Raw genomic sequence first — 21,169 nt, 5'->3', positions numbered from 1 at the left:
CCTCTTTCACGCTACCCTGTGGTGCACGCTACGAAATTTAACGCCCGCAGGGGTGATGAATATGTCACGTGTGGCTGCGCCAAGCGTTTTAGGATGCGCCGCTCGCTCCTACTCATCCTCTTCTTTGGATTCTGGCTCAACCCGCGCCGTTACGGACTTTTTGAGGGACCGGCGGTCAAGCCACAGGGCCACGAGGGCGCCCAACGCCACACCAACGGCACCGTAAATAACCGCGATAACACCGAACACTGATGTTTCAGAATATGACGGGTCGCCTGGACCCACGATCACCGAAATAAACGCCGCAATAAGCCCGATGACGAGCCCCAGCATCATGAAAGCTACCACCGACGGGGCACGGCGAACCCGCACCTGTGAGTATTCAACCTCGGTTTCAGGGGATGCTTCAGCTTCGGGCGTGGGGGATTCCGGTTCCGAAGAATCAGAGTGGGAATTAGAAGGTGTGTGTGCGCTACTCATGTCTTCAAGTCTATCTTTTGGGGTGAATCCTGCCTAATGATTCTTGGCGACGGCGGGAGGATGGAAAACGCGGCTGAAGGAGTGTTACCTGCTCTAGAGCGTGCGCGATAAAACTTGAGGTGCCATTGTCAGGCAGCTCGGCGCCTAGAACAACGGGAAGTAGCGGGCAAGGTTGCTGCGTTCGCCGCTGGCGGTAAGTAGTCCGGATGCGCTCGCATCGTCCCAAGCCAGGGCACCGGCAGCCAGCGCGCACCAGATGAACCCGCTCGTTTCGACTACACTCGGCGGAGTGCCGCGGGTATGACGGGGCCCGGCAATACACTGGGTAACCCCGTAGGGTGGAACCCGAACCTCCACGCTGTTGCCGGGGGCGAGCGTGGCGAGCTCTTCAAGGGCGTACCGCACAGCGGTAGCGCGCACACCGCGCGGCAGGCGAGCGAACGATTGTTCTATATCGTCTCGATTTTCCGCACTAATAAGCGGTTTTTCTCCGGAAAGCACAGTATCAAAAACCTGTCTAACCTGCGCAAAGGCGGCCGCGCCGTCAGCCTCCGAAACTCGACGGCGCACACTCACGCGCTCTCACCCACCAGCGGTTCCAGATCCGCGCCGGGAACCCAGCCTCCAACCTCGCGGGGTGCATTATCCTGCACGCCGCCAATCACGGGGCGAGTCACCTGCGGAAGAAGCTGCTGCACCTGCTCGGAAGGCAGATGCCCCGTAGCTTCCAGCGCCCACAGCGCAACCGGGTAAGCAGCACGGGTTGCGCCGTCAGAAATCTTCACGACCACAGACGCGCCAGAACGCAGGCCCACACACAATACCCCGGCGGCGCCGCTTTTGACGACCGCATCCAGCTGCTCACTCAGTACCGTATCGGGCATACCGGGGGCCTGGATCAGCTCGGGGTAATCCACCATCGCAGTCGCTACGGTCGAGGCTCGCGCATCCGCATCCATATTGCGAATCGCTGTGCCGAGCGTCGAATAGGCACGCGCCAGACCCAGAGCTGAGACCGCTGCGACGGGGGCACCGCATCCGTCAATGCCCGATGTGCCCACAGGCTCGCCCGTAAAACTCGCGATCTCCTCAGCAATCATGCGCTGCAGCGGATGCTCAGGGTCGCAGTAATCCTTCATCGTCCACTGGCGCGAATCCGGGTCTACAACCGAGCGGTCCAGCTGCGCGGCACACGCCCACAGAAACCCGGCATGCTTACCCGAACATGGATGCGCAAGCGGAGTCTTCGCCAAATCCGCGCGTACCATCTGTTCGTGCGCGTGCGCATCAGCGGGGTAGGCGGTAGGGCAGAGCAGGGCGGTCGCATCAACACCGGCGCCCTGAAGCACGTCTTGAACCGCGCGCATCTGCTCGAACGTTCCCTGATGCGACCCGCACGCGATCGCTACCTGCGCGCCACGCAGCGGCGCCCCCGACTTGAGCGTGCCGATAGCCTGCAGAGGTTTGAGCGCCGAGCGGGCAAAGAATGGCTGGCTCATGTCTCCGAGGGCAAGATCGGTGGTGCCTTCGGGGGAGAGCACCACCACAATACCGTGGTGGGTCGTCTCGATCAGATCGTTACGAGTCTGAAATACGAGTTCGGCGTCTGTGAGGGAAAGCTGAGGAGAAGTCATATACCCACAATAATAGTGCTAAAAATAGAAATTCTAGCGGATAAAATCACATGAGCGCGGTGATGGCTGCCGTACCGCCAAAAATAATGCCGGGCGCATTCGCAATCACGATGGGCCAGTCTTTCTTCTCGCGCCACAAACCGTATGCCACCCACAGCGTGCAGTTAATGCCTGCAACGAGTGGCTGGATCCAGTCGCCCTTATGGCCGTTGATATTGCCGATAATTTGCGGGAAGTAGAAGACGTACATGAGTACCGCGGTTACGGATGCTACGCGCGCCAAAACCGGAAAAAGTCTGGCGTGAATATCGGATTCGCTGTGCGTATCTTGGGCGGTGGCCTGAGTGCTGGAATTTTGCGCGCTCATGAGGGTCCTTTCGTCTGTGTAATACGCCCTGTAAATGCGCCCGGCCAGTAGAACAGACCGTATTCACAAGACAATTTAGCCTACTTCCATTCCCTGAAATAACGCAAAATACACGGCGTTTGTGAGCTGCCTGAAAGGACGCTCCCGGTACACTGGTAGAACAGTAAATCGCGGCGGAGGCACTATGTCCGAAGACCCTGCAGCCCTTGGGGATAACCCTCACTCTCAACGATCCGTCACCGTGGGTAAATATCCCAAAATATACTTGCCGGCAAGGTTTCGGCTTCTGATCACCGGTATCGCTCTGATACCTGTGGTCATGGTTGCGTGGCTGAACCCTGGGCGGTATGACCTCATCATGATCGCCTTGCTGATTACCGCTATCACAGCTTCGCTAGCGAATGCATACCAACGATTACTTGTCATTCATGAAGGCTTTATTCTGCTGTACATGCCACTGTTTCGGCGGCGTATTGCTTGGGGCGAGGTTACAGATATTCAAGTACTCCCCGAATACGATGTGGTGCATGAAACTGTAGGTATCGGGCTGCGTTTGGCACCCGGTACCGGTTTGATATTTGGTAATCTGCGGCGCGGACCAGCACTGAAAATCCAGGCACGCGTTAAAGGCCGCGAGAAAACCTATATTTTCATTTTCCCTCCCGCAGAACAGAAAGCATATGAGGCATTTGTGGGTGAGGCCCGCTACCGCGCCTCTTGGGGCAGCTAACCTACGAACGCGGGAAAAACCACAAAACGTGGAAAACAGCTGAACGGTTCAAGACACTATTCGGCGGGCACAACGTTACACGGTAAAAACGTTATGGGGGCAGAGGGCACTAGATAAAGCAGCCGTGAGGTGTTACAAACCCACCCCGGGTAGCATTCGACACGGTACCCTTATGTACATGAAGGTTTTGGTACTGGGCCCCGGCGGCCGCGAACACGCAATTATCCGTGCGCTTGCGCGCGATCCACAGGTAACCGAAGTTCACAGCGCACCCGGCAACGCGGGCATCGCTCAGGACGTTCCGGTACACGCCATCGATGCCAATAACCCCGAGCAGGCTGTTACGCTCGCCCGCGAGCTCGCCGCAGACCTGGTGGTTATTGGCCCTGAGGCACCTCTAGTCGCCGGTGTTTCCGATGCCCTGCGCGAGGCGGGCTTCGCGGTCTTCGGGCCCTCTGCGGCTGCGGCACAGCTTGAGGGCTCCAAGGCATTCGCCAAGCAGGTGATGGAGGAGGCGAATGTACCGACCGCCCGCGCCTTCGTCGCCACGACCGAGGCCGAAGCGGCGCAAGCCCTTGATGAATTCGGCGCCCCCTATGTGGTGAAAGACGACGGGCTCGCCGCGGGTAAGGGCGTGGTTGTCACCGAGAACCGGGACGCTGCCTTAGAGCATGCGAACGCCTGCTTTGCCGCTGGCGGTTCCGTGGTGATCGAAGAATTCTTGGACGGTCCCGAAGTATCGCTCTTCGTCATCAGCGACGGAAAGAACGTGCTCCCGCTGTCTCCGGCGCAGGATTTCAAGCGCATCTTTGACAACGATGAAGGCCCAAACACCGGCGGGATGGGCGCCTACACCCCACTTGACTGGCTGCCCGAAGGATTTGTGGACGAAGTGATCGAAAAGATCGCCCGCCCCACCATCACGCGCATGGCAGAACGCGGCACCCCGTTCGTAGGTGTACTCTTCTGCGGGCTCGCCGTTACCAGCCGCGGCGTGCGCGTCATCGAATTCAACGCTCGCTTCGGCGACCCCGAAACCCAGGCGGTGCTGGCACGCCTGCGCACCCCGCTCGGGCAGCTGCTCCTTGCGGCATCCCGCGGCGAGATCGCCGAAGGCACCCACCTGGAATGGGACCCCCGCACTGCCGTAGATGTGGTCATGGCGGCAGAAAACTACCCGGGAACCCCGCGTAAGGGCGATGCGATTGCGGGGCTTGAGAGCGCATCCGTTATGCCCGATGTGCATGTGGTGCACGCCGGAACCGCCGTCGCGGGCGAAGAGATTGTGACGGCGGGCGGTCGCGTGCTCGCCGTCGTCGCACTTGGTGATACCCTCGCCCAGGCTCGCGATGCCGCCTACGAAGGGGTACATGCTATTACTTGGGAAGGCGCACAATACCGCACCGATATCGCTCTCAAAGCGGCGCAGGGGGCGATTACCGTGCCCGAACTCCGCAACTAACCGCTATTCTCTATTCGCGTGAGCAGGTCGTTTTTGGTCGAACAGGTAGGATTTTCTTACCGGCTCGACCAAAAGCAACCTGCTCGCGGTGTATTCCAGCTGGGCGCCAAGTAACAGAACTTAACAGCCGAACCCTGAGAACACGGCGTTGCGGCCGCATTCGGATTCACATATCGCGGGATGCGGGCATTGTCCGGTAAGGTAAAGAATAGGTAAACACGCCGCGCACATTCGCCCCACAGGAGAACTCCCCATGAATTCCCGCAACAACCCACCCATGATTCCGGGGTGGACGCACGTCTACTCAGGTAAAGTACGCGACCTATACGTTCCCGAAGAAAGCCGCTACGACGCCGCCGGGCTAACAGTCAGTGATGATGCTGAAATCCGCGCAGGCTCCGTCATGGTCGTCGCCTCTGACCGCATTAGTGCCTTCGATAAAATTCTTCCCACCGAAATCCCCGATAAAGGCAAAATCCTCACCCAAATGTCGCTGTGGTGGTTTCAACAACTTTCGCATATCCCAAACCATGTGATTTCAACCGATGTGCCCGAATCAGTCGCAGGGCGCGCCATGATATGCAAATCGCTCAATATGTTCCCGGTCGAGTGCATTGTGCGCGGCTATCTGACGGGTTCAGGGCTTGCAAGTTACCGCGACACCGGAAGCATAGCAGGCATCGAACTCCCTGCGGGGCTTGTGGACGGGTCACGCCTCGAAACCCCAATTTTCACGCCGACTGGCAAAGCCGAAGTAGGCCAGCACGATGAACCGGTAACCCGCGAAGAACTCTACGCCGAAGTAGGGCACGCAATCGGTAACCGCCTAGAAGAACTCTCACTCGAACTCTACAGCACCGCCGAAAAAATCGCCCGCGAGCAGGGCATTATCTTGGCTGACACCAAAGTCGAATTCGGAACCGACTCTTACCGCGGCGAAATCACCCTTGGCGACGAATTGCTCACCCCCGACTCCTCACGATTCTGGGATGCGAGTGAGTATGAACCCGGAAAATCCCAACCGAGCTTTGATAAGCAGTTTGTGCGCGACTGGCTGCGCTCGCCGGAATCGGGCTGGGACGGTTCGGATAATGTGCCTCATCTGCCCGAGGATGTGGTTGAGAAGACCCGCGCCCGCTATGTTGAAGCGTACGAGAGGCTGACCGGCACGAAGTTCTAGATAGACTAAATGCGCGAGCAGATAATATTTTGACGAGCAGATAACGGGTTGCTATCTGCTCGTCAAAATATTATCTGCTCGCGGGCGATTTTCTACGCCAGATGCTCCTCGTGCAGCACCACCTGATGCGGCAGCGCATCCGCATCCATCACCTGGGCCTGCCGTTCTCGCTGTTGGTCGCGGGCGCGGTCTGAGAGCGAATAGAACCATTTGATGTGCTCGCACACCCGCTCATAGGCGGCGTCCTCGTCGCGGGTGGAGATCGCCTCGTAAATGCCCCGGTGCTGGTCTTGAAGCGTCTGCTTGACGGAATCCCAATCACGCAGCAGCGGCACCGCCTCTTGCACGTAGCTGATAGTTGCCATGTGCAGTGAATCGATCACGGTATCGAGCACAATGTTTCCGCCCAGCTTTGAAAGTTCGTAGTGAAAGCGGGTATCGCAGAAATGGAAACGCTCGTTCGAGACCTGCGGCAGATCCATCTCACGCAGATGCTCGCGGGCATTTTCCAGCGCCAGATCGCGTTCGGGGGAGTCGGGGGCATTTGCGGCGGCACGTGCAGCCGGTCCTTCCAGAAGCAAACGTGTAGAAACCACATCTTTGACCGGCAGGTTGCGGGTTGCGATGTGCATGCGCAGTGCCCAGCTGAGGGTGTCGGAGGGCTCCGAGATGACGATCGCGCCTGATTTAGGCCCCGATCCGCTACTGGAGCGAATCAGTCCCAGCGCGTTGAGAATACGCAGGGCCTCGCGTACCGAGGGCCGGGAAATTCCGTGTTTTTCGGCCAGTGCACGCTCAGAAGGCAGCTTATCACCGACACGCAGTTCGCCCAGGCGCAGCCGCCGCTCGAAGGTTTCAAGAATGATGCTGTAGCTGCGTTCCTGTATGCGGGATGTCGAGTCTGTCAGGTGAGTCATGAGGTGTTCCCATCCTAATAAGTCTCAAGATGCGGGTGAGAATAACCCGCCGTGTGTGCGTTTGAGGCGGCTCAGGTGGGGTGGGAGAGTGCCTGAGCCTGTGAGGAATGGAATAGTGAGAGAAACGCGCGGGGCGGCGTACCGTGAAGTACACCGCCCCATCGTGGTTTATGCGTTTGTATGTGCAGCGTACCGGTTAGGGAATCAGGAACGAGAGCACGTTGGTCTGCAGGAAGACCAGAATACAAACCACCACGAGCATGGCGAACGACCAGGGAACCACGGCCTTGAGAATGTCGGATTCCTTACCTTCCATATCCACGGAGGTTGCCGCAATAGCCAAGGACTGCGGGGAGATCATCTTACCAACCACGCCACCGGTGGTATTAGCAGCCAGCAGCAGTTCGGGGGTTGCCCCAGAAATACCGGCCTGGTGCAGGTTCTCGGCGGCAGAGACCTGCAGCTTCGAGAACAGCGCGTTGGCGCTGGTGTCCGAGCCTGTCACGGCGGTACCGATCCAGCCCAGTGCTGGCGCCAGGATAGCGTATACGGGGCCGAGCCCTGCCAGGAAGGTACCCATGGCAACGGTCTGACCCGAGAAGTTCATGACGTATGCCAGTGCCAGCACCGATGCAATGGTCAGAATTGACCAGCGCATACGGTAGACGACCGAACCGAATTCGGTGAACAGTGCAGGGAACTTGAACCCGTAGCGACCCTTCTCGTTGAAGAGGAAGTAGATAACACCCATGATCAGACCCGAAATAATCAGCAGGGTTCCGGGGTTCGAAAGCCAGGTGAAGGAGTAAACGGCATCCTTAACTTTTGTGCCGTCTTTGGTGACCAAGCGGGAGCTAAGCGCGGGAATATCGATTTTGATAGCCACGGTTTTCAGCCATGCCTTCAACTCTGCGCTGAGGTTCACGAGACCGAAGATAACAACCACGATCAGGTAGGGCAGAAGAGCCATCCACACGCGCACGGCGGGCAGTGCTTCTTTCTCTTCGACCTGTGAAGGCAGGCCGTAACGCTCACGCACGCCTTCTACGCCGCGCGGCTTCCAGAAGCGCAGGAAGAGCACTGCTGCACCCATCGAGACGATACATGCCACCACGTCGGTGAGGTTGTATGCGGGGGTTGCAGCGGTGATCCACTGCGCAACACCGAAGGAAATACCAATGACGAAGGCAGGGAGCCATGCATCTTTAACACCCTTCATACCGTCGAGGATGAAGAGCAGAATGACGGGCACGAACATTGCCAGGAACGGTGCCTGGTGACCAACGATGGTTGCAATAACGTGCGGGTCTTTGCCGCCAACATCGCCTGCGGTCACAATCGGGACGGCGACGGCGCCGAAGGCCACAGGAGCGGTGTTAGCAAGAAGCACGGTAATAGCTGCTTTGAGCGGCTTCACGCCGAGGGCAAGAATCATGGTCGCGGTAATTGCTACGGGAGCACCGAACCCTGCGAGGGCTTCAAGCAGACCACCGAAGCAGAAGGCAATCAGAATCGCCTGGATGCGCAAATCGCCGCCGCCCAGACGGTCGAAGGTGCGGCGCAAGTCTTCAAAGCGTCCGGCAAGCACGGTGACCTGGTAGAACCAGATAGCGCCGAGGATCACCCAGCAGATGACCAAACCGTAGATAGCGCCGCGCACCGCGCTGAGCCCTGCCAAGTCGAAGGGCATATGATAGCCAAGGCTTGCCACCAGTATGGATGCGGCAAGTGCCACTAACGCCGACCAGTGTGCGCGTGCCTTGACGACGAGTAGCATGATGAAGAAGGTCAGCAGCGGTATGGTTGCCACGAGCGCGCTTAGCCCAAGGCTTCCGCCGACTGCGTTGGGTTCAGCGAAGAATGTATTCACTGGAACTCCTTTGGTTCGGTTCAATGTGATGTGGTCAGACCAATCAAAATTCCACGGATTCGTGGCGACTATGGCATCCTTCTGGGATGTGGTCAGACCATTAGCTTCATGTGAAGCCTACCCGAAGGGTGCTTTGAGATACAACTTATAGAGTGCAGATGTTTTTCCCGCACGATGGCGGGGGAGAAGGGTGATATTTGCGTTCTGGGTGCCAAAAAACGGGTTGTTCCAACTTCTGGCATTAAATTTCAGCTCTGCGCATAGAGATTTTGCGCACTGTATTTTTTCGAGATGCTCCTGGGTTGTGCCACCCGATATTGCAAGGGATTGCATAGGTAAGATATGCATATTTGCGGGAAATTATGCAGAAAAATTGGGCAGTTCCGCATCAGCTCGCGGATGCTGCATATACACCCGCCGGAATGTCTGTTTAAGGTATCTCGAAACATTGGGGTTGCTATGACCTAAAGTATGCTTTACTACCTGAAACTAAGGGAGTCCTTAAAACTCAATTTGGTGAGAAAAATGTTCGTTATTTCAATTAAAGGAATGCTCCGGACCTGGTGTTAAATGAAGATCAACGAAGAAAGTCTACGAATACGTTTCTACACCGATATGACCGGTCCCCGTAAAAACCGGCGGGTTCCTGAGAGAACCTGGTCAGTCATGATCCTGGCGCGTTGAAAACCCGCGTTACGTAAATTCGGCACAGGAATTTGCGTCCCGGAGCGCATACCGCATCCCACATCAGCGGTTCTGTAGAGACTCGAAACCAGAAAGGACGGATAACATGCGTATTGCGCTTTTCTCCACGTGCATTGTTGATGGCATGTATCCCCGCGTAGCACGCGCGACCGTCGAGATTCTAGAACGCTTGGGGCATGAGGTTGTTTATCCTCCCGGGCAGACCTGCTGTTCCCAAATGCATGTCAATTCCGGGTACTTTGATGATGCTTACCCCGTCGTAAAAAACCACGTTGAGTCTTTTGAAGCGTGGGACTGGGATGTTGCCGTGGCACCCTCAGGTTCCTGCGTGGCATCCCTGGGGCACCAGCAGCCCATGATCGCTCGTCATCAGGGTGACGAAGATCTTGCCGTGCGGGCAGAACAGATTGCCGCACGTACCTTTGAACTTTCCCAGCTTCTCATTGACGTTCTGGGTATCACCAACGCCGCCGAGCAGCTTGGTTCTTACTTCCCCGAGCACGTGACCTACCACAGCTCATGCCACGGTATGCGCCTGCTGCATCTTGGCTCCCGTCAGTCAGATCTTGTGCGCACCGTTGAAGGCATTAAGTACACCGAAATTGAGGGCCTCGACCAGTGCTGCGGCTTCGGCGGAACCTTCTCGTTCAAGAATGCCGATGTTTCCGGGGCGATGGTTGAAGACAAAGCAACCAACGTTGAGAAGACCGGCGCATCCGTATGCACCGGCGGCGACTGCTCCTGCCTGATGAATATCGGCGGTGCGCTCTCACGTCGTGGATCCTCTGTTAAGACCGTCCATTTTGCCGAAATCCTCGCCTCCACCAAGGAGAATCCGCTGAAGATTGACGGCAACGTAGAACTCGCCTTCGCATAGAAAGTAGGTTGATGATGACTTCCACCGCAATCCCCCTGGGTATGCCGAAGGTCGTGCACTACGGCGAAGGCAATATCTTTGAGAACGAACCGTTCCCCGAATACGCCAAGCGCGAGCTGAAGAATGACCAGCTGCGTAATAACCTGCGTTTCGTGACCCACGCTATTCGCAATAAGCGTGCCCGCGTTACCAGTGAGCTGCCCGACTGGCAGGAGCTGCGCAACACCGGCGAAATGGTGAAGAACTATGTGCTCTTCAACCTGCCTCAAATGCTGGAACAGTTCGAGCGCAACTTTACTGCGCGCGGCGGTCACGTGCACTGGGCACGAGATGCTCACGAGGCAAACCAGATCGCCCTCGATCTGATTCGCGAACAGGGTGTGGACGAGATCATCAAGATCAAGTCCATGGCAACTGCCGAGACCGGTCTGAACGAGTTCTTGGAAGAGAACGGTATTAACGCCATTGAGACCGACCTTGCGGAAGAAATTGTGCAGCTCGGCGAAGACCGCCCCTCGCACATCCTGGTTCCGGCAATTCACCGTAACCGCCGCGAAATCCGCGATATCTTCCTTAAAAAGATTGAAGGCATTAACCCGGATATTACCGATGAACCCGCAGAGCTTGCGGAGGCTTCGCGTAACCGTCTGCGCGAGAAATTCCTCTCGACCAAGGTCGCCGTTTCGGGCGTGAACTTCGGTATCGCTGAGACCGGCACTATGACCATCGTGGAATCCGAAGGCAACGGTCGTATGTGCCTGACCCTGCCCGATACCCTCATCTCGTTCATGGGTATTGAGAAGCTGCTGCCCACCTTCCAGGACTACGAGGCATTCCTGCAGCTTTTGCCGCGTTCCTCCACCGGTGAGCGCATGAACCCTTACACCTCCATGTGGACGGGCGTAACCCCCGGTGACGGTCCGCAGAACCTGCACGTGATCCTCATCGATAATGGCCGTACCGCCGTGCTGGCCGATGAACTGGGTCGCCAGGCGCTGCGCTGCATCCGCTGCTCCGCCTGCATGAACGTGTGCCCCGTATACGAGCGCGCCGGTGGCCACGCCTACGGTTCCACCTACCCCGGTCCGATTGGTGCAATCCTTTCGCCCCAGCTTTCCGGTATTGAAGCGGCGCACAATAACTCGCTGCCATACGCATCTTCGCTATGCGGTGCCTGCTACGAAGTATGTCCCGTGAAGATCAACTTCCCCGAGGTGCTGGTGCATCTGCGCGGTAAGGATGTTGAAGCGAAGCACGCGAAGAAACACGCGCCCACCCAGATGGACGCCATGATGTACGGCGCCAAGAAGCTGTTCTCCTCGGGCAAGATGATGGCGGTCGCCGAACGCGGTCTGCCGATGTCCCGTCTGATTAGCGGCAAGAAACATAAGATTACGAAGGTGCCCGGAATTGTCGGCGGTTGGACGGACTACCGCGATATTCCTGAGCCTCCTAAAGAATCGTTCCGCAACTGGTGGAAGAAGGAAAAATCTGGCGCTCCCGCTCGCGACAGCGCCGAGCGCGTGGATATTGCCGCTCTCATCGAAGCGAATAAGGGTAAGGTTGCAGAAGCCGCAGCGAACGCACAGGCTGCGGCCGAAGCTCAGGCGGCTCGTGAAGGTAAGGAGAACGCATAATGTCCTCTGCGAAGGAAGATATTCTCACACGTATTCGTGAGTCCCTGTCGGACGCCCCCGAGGCACCAACCCCCGTGCGTAACTACCGCCGCGTGAGCGAGCTGAACCGCGAGCAGACTATTGAGATGCTGGTGGATCGTCTGATCGACTATAAGGCGAACGTCTTTAACGCGACCGAATCGAATATCGCCGAGGTTATTGCCGAGCGTCTGGGAGAGAACTCGCGCTATGTGGTTCCCACCGGGCTGAACCCCGAATGGCTGCCTGAGGATACTGCAACCCGCGTGCATGTCACCGATTCGGGGAGCACTCTCGAACCGGGTGCGCTTTCGGTGCACGAGCTTGACGCCGTGGATGCGGTGGTCACCTCCTCGACCGTATCGTGCGCTGAGACCGGCACCATTTTCTTGAACTCCACCCCGCAGGAAGGCCGCCGCGCGATTTCCCTGGTACCCGACCACCATGTATGCGTGGTGCCGGAATCCACGGTTGTGGAGCTGGTGCCGGAGGCGATTGAACGCATCACCTATGAGCGCCCGGTGACCATGATTTCCGGGCCGTCTGCGACCAGTGATATTGAGCTGATTCGCGTGGAGGGTGTGCACGGGCCGCGCATCCTGGATGTGGTGATTCTCGAAGGCAAATAGCCGGTTCGGCAAATGCGGTAAACGGACTATGCGGTTGAGCCTAGAGCACCGCTGACGCAATAGAAAGGGGATGGGAACCTAATATGGTTCCCATCCCCTTTCATTGTGCGCGGCGTACTTTCTGTGAGTAGCATTCTGTACTAAGAGTCTAGGGTATGACATGAGGAGTCCAGCAATATGCAGTGTAAAAATTTCTCAAGGAGTATTGAAGAAATTCACGATAATTTACGTTCTTCAAGGTATTCTTATAGGTGTCAATTACATGAACACCGTTGAGCTTCCGTGACTTAATAAAATTGAGGATGCATGCCATGAGCGATGAACAACCACAGAGAACCGAAATCGGATACGCGAACCATAATCCCCTTATATTTGATCATTCTGCAGCTTCCTCATTCGCAGATATATGTCAGAGAGCCTTGCGAGAGCTTAAATTTCTGCTACCTGATCTGCGTAGAACTGCTGATGAAGCACTTAAAGATTTCAGAGGGTATTTCGCTGAAGTTTACCGGCGGAATATGGAGATAGCTGTTGAGGGTGGAAACGCTATTATCAGCTACCTGGAGCAGCTAGAACGGTCTATTAAACAAATTGATAGATCTGCTTATGATGAACGAAGAAACCGCCAGAAGGCACGCGAGTATGAGGATGACTGGTGGGGGCTTCATAAAAGCTGGGATGAGTTTTGGGGATTTGCCCCGCCAGTAGATGAAATTATTCCTCCCAATGTTCATATTGAGGTCGTAAGACAGCCTTCACGTGAGTTTCCTCGTATAGGAGAGAATACAGAACAGGGTATGTCGGTATCTTCGCTCCGACCTTCCAGATTGATGATAAGCGCTATGCAAACTGAGAGCCTTGTCGCTGGGCTTAGTCATTTTCCTAGTGAAATCCGTAATAAAGCTGCGGAATTTTCTGCTGGAAGCCAGTGGGGGAGCGTTGACTGCGAAGACTTTATAAAAGCATTTGAGACATGGAATGAAGAGAATCGCCAAGATCATCGGTGGGCAAATACTATTGCGAACGAATTTAAAAAGGCTGGAGCTGCTGGCGAGTTTATTACCCTCTCGGACGCGGCGTTGCAAAACAGCTTAGATCTTAAAGGTATACGTAGTAACCGCGCCGACCTAACGATTCCAGCACCTATGGTGACGGGTAAAACGCCTTCAAGTGGTTTCGCAAACGACCCTGTTAATGTGGCGACGGGTAACTTTATCGAACCGGAGATTGACCTTGAGTATTCCGGTCTTGCATCATCCTGTGCTCTAACCCGCATGTACAACAGCGTCGCCTTGCTCGATGACTCTATGGATACTGGTGTTTTTGGTCCTGGTTGGTCATCGAATCTGGACGTAAAACTATTTTTTGAGGACGAAGGCGCAACCCGTATTCTTCCTGATGGGCGGCATATCTTCTATGCACGGCAGGGTGAAGGGTTTGCCCGAGCTCAGCGAGAAGCGCAATGGCTTGAGCGTATAAGTCTTGAAGAACATCATGACATTGACTCCACACTTGAATTCATTCTGAATACCACAGAGCAACATGTCGGTGTGCTCTACTGTGCCCAAGATAATCAGGGAACCCGAACCTATTTCTCTCCGAGCGGTACCTGGCTTGGTGCAACTACTGGTCCAGGAACTACAATTGCTGCTTTGCGTAACAGCGAAGGTCAAATAGTTCAGCTTATACACGAACTTGGACGACATATTGAGATTCAATACCGTGATGGGCGCGTTTCTTACGTAACCACTTCTACTGGTGAGCATGCTGAATATATGTACGGAGGTCTTGCAGAACGAACTGCTGGACATCTCACGGGTGTAAATACTGCGCGAGGTACCCGTACATACGAGCATGATAAGAATAATCTGATTTACCGTGTTATCGCAGCAGATGGTACCGTCGAGGTTACTAACTCCTATGATGAACGAGCCCGTGTAGTTCAACAGCTCACCCACTACGGGCGTACCGTGCGGTACTCCTATCTGAACCACGGCATCACCGATATTGCCAATACTGACGGCACCGATGCAAACGTGTGGGTTAGCGATGAATACGGTCGCCTGGTTGCCCTGCATGATGCTGAAGGCGGCCGTACTACCTTCTCCTACGACACCTTCGGTAACCGCCGTCTCGTAACGGAACGCGATGGGAGCCGCATACACAGGTACTACGATGAGCGTGGTCGGCAGATTCGCGAGATCACCGCCGAAGGCGCAGAAACGCTCACTACTTACGATGAATTTGACCGGGTGACCTCTCAAATCATCTCTACTTTTGAGGTGGACCAGCGGAAACGCTACGAAACGTACATCGCCCACCTGAACGGGGAGGGAACGGAAGATAGTGCACCGCAGGTCCTTGCAACCCAGACCTTCACCTATGCCAGTCCTGAGGATCGCTATCCGTCTGCCGTGACTGATGCCCAGGGCAACACCACCACATTCACCTGGAATCAGGGAATGCTGATCCGAACCGAAAATCCTGAGGGCGTAGGGGTGAACTTCACCTACGACAAGTTTGGGCAGCCGGTTACTATGAGTAATGATCTGGGCGAGACCACACGCCTGGAATACACTCCTTCAGGCCAGCTAACGGCAGTAACAACACCACTCGGTTATCGCACGACTCTAACCTACGATAACGCAGGTAACCTGATCTGCTATGAAGACCCCACGGGTGCTCTCTGGAAATTTGAGTACGCTGAAGGCGCTCGCCTGACTGCTGCCGTTGACCCCCTGGGCGCGCGTCAAGAGTACACATACGGTGCCAGCGGCGATGTGGTTCAGCTTCGCGATGCGCTTGAGCGCATTACCACACGTACTTTCGACCTCTACGGAAATATGAGTTCGGAAACCCTGCCCGGCGATAGAACCTTTACCTATATCTATGACGGGTTGGCACGTCTGGTGGAAACCGTCGACCCCGCTGGCGGTTCCTGGAAACGTACTTACGACGCGGCAAGTACGCTTACCAGCACGATCGACCCGACCGGTGTGCAGGTGAAAAATATCGCCAATCGTACCCACCGCACGGTGACGCAGCATGACGGTTCAGGTACAGCAATACGGGTGAAGCTGGATCAGCTGGGACGCCCGGTAGCACGCGAGGAAATCCCCTCACCCACGGAAACCGTTCAAGAGCGTGCGGCATCTGGTGAAGAGCGCATCGTCTATGATGCCGTGGGTAACCCGGTTGAAATCCTTGATGCCGAAGGCGGCCTGACGCGGTACGAATATAACCGCGCGCATCAGCTTGTGCGTGAAGTATCTCCCGCAGGGCGAGTCAAAACCTACGCCTACGATCGAGCGGGGCGGCTTGCGTCTATGACCGATGGAAACGGGAATACCACCGAGCTGGAGTATGATGCCGATTCGCGCCCGGTAGCACGTAAATTTGCGGATGGAACTGTGGAACGCATGACGTACGACCGTGCCAGCCGTATTATCAGTGTGGTGGGTGGTTCGCAGCTTCCGACGCACTATACCTATGATGCCGCCGGGCGCGTAACAAGTATCCGTGATGGTAAGTACGGTACCCGCTCCTTCGTTTATGACGCCGCAGGTCAGGTTATCACCATGATTAACGGCGTAGGCGGACGTACCCATTACACCTATGACGAAGCTGGGAATGTAGTATCGATGATGGACCCGGCAGGTGCCATTACCAGCTACGAATATGATGTTCTGGGCAATATGGTACGCCGAGTTGATCCCGTAGGTGCCGTGACAGAGTATTCCTACGACGGTGCTTCGCGCCTAGTTTCAAAGACTAACCCTGACCGCAGGGTTCATGCGTGGGAGCACGATGCAAACGGCGAGGTGACGGCATACCGCATTGACGGTGAGTTGATGGCGCAGATTGCCCGAAACCTACGCGGCCGAAGCATCACCGTGCGGGACTGGACCGCAGTTGGCGGTAAAAACTCGGGTCAAAAACCTTGGGTGACCCGTACTCACCGTGACCGCCTGGATCGCGTGGTCAGCGTTCGTCACGGAGTCGGTGAATCGGTGCTGTCCTCCGAAACCTCGGTTGCTGATATTTCTCAGACCTTCCTCTCGGAAGGAACATACGAGCTAGTGTATATCTATGATGCCGATGGCTACCGCACGGGTTTGATTAGTCCCTATGGCATGCAGAGTTACACCTACGATAATGCCGGAAACCTGGTATCGACGGGTGACTACCTTCAGGGAGAAACCGCGTCCTTTGCCTATGATGCCGTTAACAACCTAGTACGTGCTCGGGTGGGAGATATTGTTCGCCGCTGGAACTACACGGACGGTCTGATCACGGAGCATTCCGAAGAGTCTGCATCTTCAGGCGATGTTTACAGCCATGCTCAGATTATGCGGGATAGTGAAGGGCGCATTATTGGTGTCGATTCTCCTGCTGGGTTAGTCATGTACTCCTATGATGGTTCTGGGCAGCTGGTGAGTGCCCGCCGTGGAAACGAATACATGACCTGGAACTGGGGGAGTGCAGGCACGCTGGAACGTGAAGTATACGCGCTCGTCGAACCAGAAAATGCAGAAAATCCTGGGCTTCTACAGGTTGTCGCTGCCCGTGTGCGCCTTTTCACCTATGACGCTGCGGCTCAGCTTCACAACGTTTGTACGTATACTCTCGACGCTTCTTCCGATGAGATCGCGCATGCTGATGAGTTCCTAAAGCAGCACGGTCCAGAACATCCTCAGGCTTTCACCTTGGGCGCTTTGTCATTAGACAATACGCCAACAGAACCTATCGAGCTTTCACTGTCCCAGGTTCGTGTGTTTACCTACGATGCTAACGGTCACCGCACAGGTGAGCGTACCTCTGATGGCTCTCAGATAGACGTAGATTTCAACCCTTCCGGGTATCTGGCAGCTGTGTCGCGTGCGAATGCTGCGGCTGCTGAGAGTACTGTTTCTGTGGCAGCTTCCTATGAAGGCGAGATTTACCGGGTGACAGGCGCAGATGGTGTATCGGTTCCGGTGGTGTGGGATGATCTTTTGGGTGTGCCCGCGCTTATGGGCGTGGGGTCTGCGCCCGCTGCTAAGCTTCCCGAAGGTATTGCCGATAGCGCTCTGGGCGTTTCGTTGCCCCAAGACCGTGAGTTCTCGATTCCCATGCTGGCACCGGGAACGGGCTCACTCGATCCGTTTAGCGTCTATAGCCCTCAGAGTAGCGCGCCTTCACCAGCTCAGACATCTATGATGCCGGATGCGCTGTCTCTGATTTCTGTGCCGCGTGCTGGTGGTATCAGGATTGCAGGGGTAAACGTTCTGGGACACCGGATGGTGGATGGGTCGACGGCTTCGTTCCTCTCGCGTGACCCACTTCCGGCAATTCCCGGCACTGGCTGGGTAGGGAACGAATATTCTCTGGTCGGCAACAACCCCGTAGGGTTCATCGACCCATGGGGACTCTCACCTGTCTCAGTTGAAGAACTGAAGAAGCTGAAGGAGCATGCACCTGTTATGCCGTATGTAATGTCTAAGCTATATGGTATAGATATAAGATCAGCTGATAAAATATTCAAACTATCCTTTGAAAATATGTGGGAAGGTTTTACTAATGCTGCTTATCGTATTCTAGCTTGGAATCTTACAAATGCTTTAACTGCCCTGAAAGTTGAGTTTTTGCCTGTCATTGCTTTTATTTATCTTTATAATAAAGGTAGCGAGTATAGTCAAGATTTTATGAATGGATATATTATTTCTTTAATTTTCAGAGATAAAAATTCTGTACCCTCTTTAAGCGATTATATGGTTGCTTTTGGTGCTGGTATTAGGAATGCCAATAACATGTACCATAGGCGGGAACACCCTGATATTGAAGATTTGAATGTGACCAAGGCAGAGAATCAAGAAGGAATTCCACATATATCTGAAGCTCCAAAATCTCCCCCTAAAGATATTAAGGAGATTGCTTCTCGTATGCGTGAAGTAGAGTCAGCCGATTACGTGAAGGCGCTAGAAGAGAAAGAAGATCGAGGATACTCAGGGGTTCAATTGGATATATATACAGATCAAGCTACTCAGAAGAAAGTTGTTTATGTTTACATATCTGGTACAGATTTTGGAGGTAAAAAGGGAGAGTTAGGTAGTATAGGCTCTAACCTGGGTACTCCCGGAGACGGTACATCTGTATCAATCGATAATATGTCTCCTTATGCGCGTATGGTAGATAAAGCTCTAAAGGATGCGGAAGTTCCAGCTGATGCACAAGTCGTCATGGTGGGGCATTCTCAAGGCGGAGCTGTTGCATACAATCTGGCGAATAATGAAGAATTTAATAAAAAATACCATATAAGCAATGTGGTAACCTACGGTGCTCCTCTTAATAATCTAGAATCCCAAGATAAAAGTCTTCCGCACCAATTCGATCTAACTCAAGTAAGCCATGTGGGTGATCCAGTTCCTGCGCTTACTCCATATTCGGTGTCAAATCCATTTTTTCATCCAATAGGTAATCAGGTTATAGTCAATTCTGATTCTTCTAGCTTGAACCCTATGGCTCATCATGAGATGAGCGAATATGAGGAAGGTGCGCAGAAATATATTGGTAAACATAGTGACTCTCCTGAAGTGGCTGTAGATTCTGGAAAGTATGATAAATCTGAAACTTATCTCTATACTGGCACAAATACGGTGAATGAAAATTCCATTAGTAGGGGTGCGACAGAAGCTCGGAAAGGAATGTTGAGATAATAGGAAACATACAACCATGGAGGTATGTTATGGCCATTTACCCTCGACGCTCGTTATGTAAGCTGTGCATGGGGGTAGCTTTTAGTGGGTTGTTGAGTTCATGCTCTCCTCCGCGTGGACATGATAAAAACTCTCCTTATACGCAGTCTCGTACTCCTGAGCCTTTTTGGAATAGTAAAGACTACTCTGGAGTAGTGAAGTTTGGTGATTATCAAACTGTGGGAAAGTTCGAAGCAGGAACTGTAGAGCACCCTGCCGTCAGTACACCTATACCGCGCCCTCATCAAACTTTTCAGGACTATTATGTGTCAAATATTTACAGTGCAGTTGGTCTCTGGGTTTCTGCTCTGAATTATCTGTTGCTCACAGGGGAGGTAGAGCCTTTGAAGATTATTGATCCCGAGTTGAAGACGGCTCGTCCTGATATTGTGAAGCTGTATGAGGATGAGACTGGGTGGGTGATGAGTCAGGATAAGTCACCGTTAAAAGGTGAGTTGTTGGAACCGCATCCTGCAGAAACGTTGGAGGATTCGAAGGTGTTTACGTGGTCTGCTCGTTTAAATGTAGATGCTGATGCCCTGGTGTTTTATGCGGACACGAAGGAGAGTCGTCCTTTGGCTGATGTTCTAAGGTTGCAACCGGGTGAGGTGCAGTTGCAGATTGCGTATGTGGAGGGTAAATGGCGGTCAGATACTGCATATCACAGCATTTATACCGTGTCCTAAAAAAATATTAAAGTGGTTTTCTCTGGTTGATTGACCCGTCTTCTTTAACGAGGTTCCAGTGACCATCAAGATACCTGAGTCTGGCGTTAACTTCCTCCTTCTCTACCCTGTCAATAACTTTCAGGAAAGACTGCGTGGAATTATTGGTGGAGTCGTATACTTGAGCCTCTGAGGAAATATTGATAACACTTTGCCATATACGGTCGGGTGATTTTAGGGTAACGTCATGCGATCCTGGTGTTGAAAGTTCGATGGTAAAAATATGTTGTGGTCCTATAACCCATCCTGTATTTTTCTGATATAGATCAAGAACCGCTGAAGGAATAGTCGCGGTTGCATCGGTGACTTGGCTTAGTGGTTTAATATCACCAGTAAGATATGCATAGTTGACGGACTCAACCCAATAGGCGAGGAAAGCATACATTCCGTCGCTGCTGTATTCATTGATGTAATGGGGTTGGAGAGGTTTAGGAACGTTTTGCGCCTTGTGTTCTTGGGTTCCAGGAACGTATTTCCCGTGCTTTTCATATGTTCCTAGCTGTATGGTGCCGCTGTAGTCTGCTCCACGGTTTTGTTCAAAGGTCTGTGAAGGGGTCGGATATACCTCACTATACTCGTACTGAGAAGTCCTACCTTCTGGCCGGGCACACGAACTTAACGTGAACGTCCCAGAAATACTGAGTCCGAGGGCGAGAATGGTTCTGCGCGTGGGCAGGTGTGTGGAATTCATGGGTGTTTGGCTCTCTGGGCATTTGGTCAGTGTATTACTCTATTGTATAGGGTTTGGGTTGTTGCCTGGCTGATTTTGCTGCGATGAAGGGGAGTATGATGGGCAGATTATCTCGCCGATTAATATTTACTGGTGGTTTGGGTGTTGTTGCTGGCTCGGTGTTGAGTTCATGCGCTGTTTCTAGGTCAGCTCCTTCTAGAACTGAGGTTTTTTCATCTTCTCCTTCGTCTACGGAGGAGCCATTTTGGGATGAGGAAGACCAATCAGGCGTTACAAAGTATTGGGAGTTTCAGGCGGTTGGTAAGTTTATTCCTGGGACTCGGGAGCATCGTGCGTGGGGTGTTCCAATTCCTCGCCCGTATCAGTCAAGTAACGAATATATCGTTTCTAATGTCTGGAGTGCTTTAGGTTTTTGGGTGTCTGCCCTGAATTATTTGTTGCTTACGGGAGAGACAGAGCCTTTGAAGATTATTGATCCTGAGTTGAAGACGGCTCGTCCTGATATTGTGAAGC

At 54.0% G+C, this 21,169-nt stretch carries 16 protein-coding genes; 9 read left to right on the top strand and 7 right to left on the bottom strand.

What is annotated here, in order from left to right; all coding sequences use genetic code 11:
* Nucleotides 1-108: 108 nt before the first annotated feature.
* The 4 genes from HMPREF2554_RS07935 to HMPREF2554_RS11815 all read right to left on the bottom strand — a co-directional run bounded on the left by HMPREF2554_RS07935 (nt 109) and on the right by HMPREF2554_RS11815 (nt 2,481).
* Nucleotides 109-480 (bottom strand): hypothetical protein, encoded by a 372-nt coding sequence (locus tag HMPREF2554_RS07935; RefSeq protein WP_041321555.1) that lies wholly within the window; start codon nt 478-480, stop codon nt 109-111.
* Nucleotides 481-624: 144 nt separating this feature from the next.
* The gene (locus HMPREF2554_RS07930) at nt 625-1,056 is read right to left on the bottom strand and encodes a sterol carrier family protein (RefSeq protein ID WP_070554583.1); all 432 of its coding nucleotides are present in this window, start codon (nt 1,054-1,056) and stop codon (nt 625-627) included.
* Nucleotides 1,053-2,114 carry an asparaginase gene (locus tag HMPREF2554_RS07925; protein ID WP_004005523.1) on the bottom strand — a complete coding sequence of 354 codons (1,062 nt, stop codon included), beginning with the start codon at nt 2,112-2,114 and terminating at the stop codon, nt 1,053-1,055. Before HMPREF2554_RS07925 ends, HMPREF2554_RS07930 begins: the two co-directional genes overlap by 4 nt.
* Before the next feature lie 46 nt (nt 2,115-2,160).
* A complete protein-coding gene (locus HMPREF2554_RS11815; protein ID WP_083297450.1) occupies nt 2,161-2,481 on the bottom strand; it encodes a PQ-loop repeat-containing protein in 321 nt (106 codons plus the stop codon).
* A 184-nt stretch (nt 2,482-2,665) separates the two neighbouring features.
* Here HMPREF2554_RS11815 and HMPREF2554_RS07915 point away from each other — a divergent pair, with 184 nt between their 5' ends.
* The 3 genes from HMPREF2554_RS07915 to HMPREF2554_RS07905 all read left to right on the top strand — a co-directional run bounded on the left by HMPREF2554_RS07915 (nt 2,666) and on the right by HMPREF2554_RS07905 (nt 5,853).
* On the top strand, nt 2,666-3,211 hold the full coding sequence (locus tag HMPREF2554_RS07915) for a hypothetical protein (RefSeq protein ID WP_070554581.1): 546 nt from the start codon (nt 2,666-2,668) through the stop codon (nt 3,209-3,211).
* Between the two features lie 178 nt (nt 3,212-3,389).
* The gene (purD, locus tag HMPREF2554_RS07910; RefSeq protein ID WP_070554628.1) at nt 3,390-4,673 is read left to right on the top strand and encodes a phosphoribosylamine--glycine ligase; all 1,284 of its coding nucleotides are present in this window, start codon (nt 3,390-3,392) and stop codon (nt 4,671-4,673) included.
* A 253-nt stretch (nt 4,674-4,926) separates the two neighbouring features.
* Nucleotides 4,927-5,853 (top strand): phosphoribosylaminoimidazolesuccinocarboxamide synthase, encoded by a 927-nt coding sequence (locus tag HMPREF2554_RS07905; RefSeq protein WP_070535451.1) that lies wholly within the window; start codon nt 4,927-4,929, stop codon nt 5,851-5,853.
* Between the two features lie 92 nt (nt 5,854-5,945).
* Here HMPREF2554_RS07905 and HMPREF2554_RS07900 read toward each other — a convergent pair whose 3' ends face one another.
* Both HMPREF2554_RS07900 and HMPREF2554_RS07895 read right to left on the bottom strand, forming a co-directional pair.
* The gene (locus HMPREF2554_RS07900) at nt 5,946-6,770 is read right to left on the bottom strand and encodes a FadR/GntR family transcriptional regulator (RefSeq protein WP_004005518.1); all 825 of its coding nucleotides are present in this window, start codon (nt 6,768-6,770) and stop codon (nt 5,946-5,948) included.
* 196 nt (nt 6,771-6,966) lie between these two features.
* Entirely contained in the window at nt 6,967-8,640 is a 1,674-nt protein-coding gene (locus HMPREF2554_RS07895) for an L-lactate permease (protein WP_070554578.1), read from the bottom strand.
* Between the two features lie 790 nt (nt 8,641-9,430).
* On the opposite strand from HMPREF2554_RS07895, the gene HMPREF2554_RS07890 reads away from it, so the two are divergent.
* The 5 genes from HMPREF2554_RS07890 (at nt 9,431) to HMPREF2554_RS07870 (ending at nt 19,926) form a co-directional block, all read left to right on the top strand.
* Nucleotides 9,431-10,222 (top strand): (Fe-S)-binding protein, encoded by a 792-nt coding sequence (locus HMPREF2554_RS07890; RefSeq protein ID WP_004005516.1) that lies wholly within the window; start codon nt 9,431-9,433, stop codon nt 10,220-10,222.
* Between the two features lie 11 nt (nt 10,223-10,233).
* Nucleotides 10,234-11,859 (top strand): LutB/LldF family L-lactate oxidation iron-sulfur protein, encoded by a 1,626-nt coding sequence (locus tag HMPREF2554_RS07885; RefSeq protein WP_070554576.1) that lies wholly within the window; start codon nt 10,234-10,236, stop codon nt 11,857-11,859.
* On the top strand, nt 11,859-12,506 hold the full coding sequence (locus HMPREF2554_RS07880) for a LutC/YkgG family protein (protein ID WP_013397788.1): 648 nt from the start codon (nt 11,859-11,861) through the stop codon (nt 12,504-12,506). Before HMPREF2554_RS07885 ends, HMPREF2554_RS07880 begins: the two co-directional genes overlap by 1 nt.
* 518 nt (nt 12,507-13,024) lie before the next feature.
* Nucleotides 13,025-19,201, top strand: coding sequence for a DUF6531 domain-containing protein (locus HMPREF2554_RS07875; protein WP_168160876.1), 6,177 nt, complete (start codon nt 13,025-13,027; stop codon nt 19,199-19,201).
* 29 nt (nt 19,202-19,230) lie between these two features.
* On the top strand, nt 19,231-19,926 hold the full coding sequence (locus HMPREF2554_RS07870; RefSeq protein ID WP_246826032.1) for a DUF6318 family protein: 696 nt from the start codon (nt 19,231-19,233) through the stop codon (nt 19,924-19,926).
* Between the two features lie 7 nt (nt 19,927-19,933).
* On the opposite strand, the gene HMPREF2554_RS07865 is transcribed toward HMPREF2554_RS07870, so the two are convergent.
* Nucleotides 19,934-20,656, bottom strand: coding sequence for a DUF6318 family protein (locus tag HMPREF2554_RS07865; RefSeq protein ID WP_013397783.1), 723 nt, complete (start codon nt 20,654-20,656; stop codon nt 19,934-19,936).
* Nucleotides 20,657-20,751: 95 nt separating this feature from the next.
* Here HMPREF2554_RS07865 and HMPREF2554_RS11570 point away from each other — a divergent pair.
* The coding region (locus HMPREF2554_RS11570; protein ID WP_246826031.1) for a DUF6318 family protein at nt 20,752-21,169 on the top strand (418 nt) is incomplete at its 3' end.

The organism is Rothia sp. HMSC071F11 (genome assembly GCF_001809115.1).
GTDB lineage: Bacteria > Actinomycetota > Actinomycetes > Actinomycetales > Micrococcaceae > Rothia > Rothia dentocariosa.
This window is presented reverse-complemented; position numbering and strand designations above follow the sequence as displayed.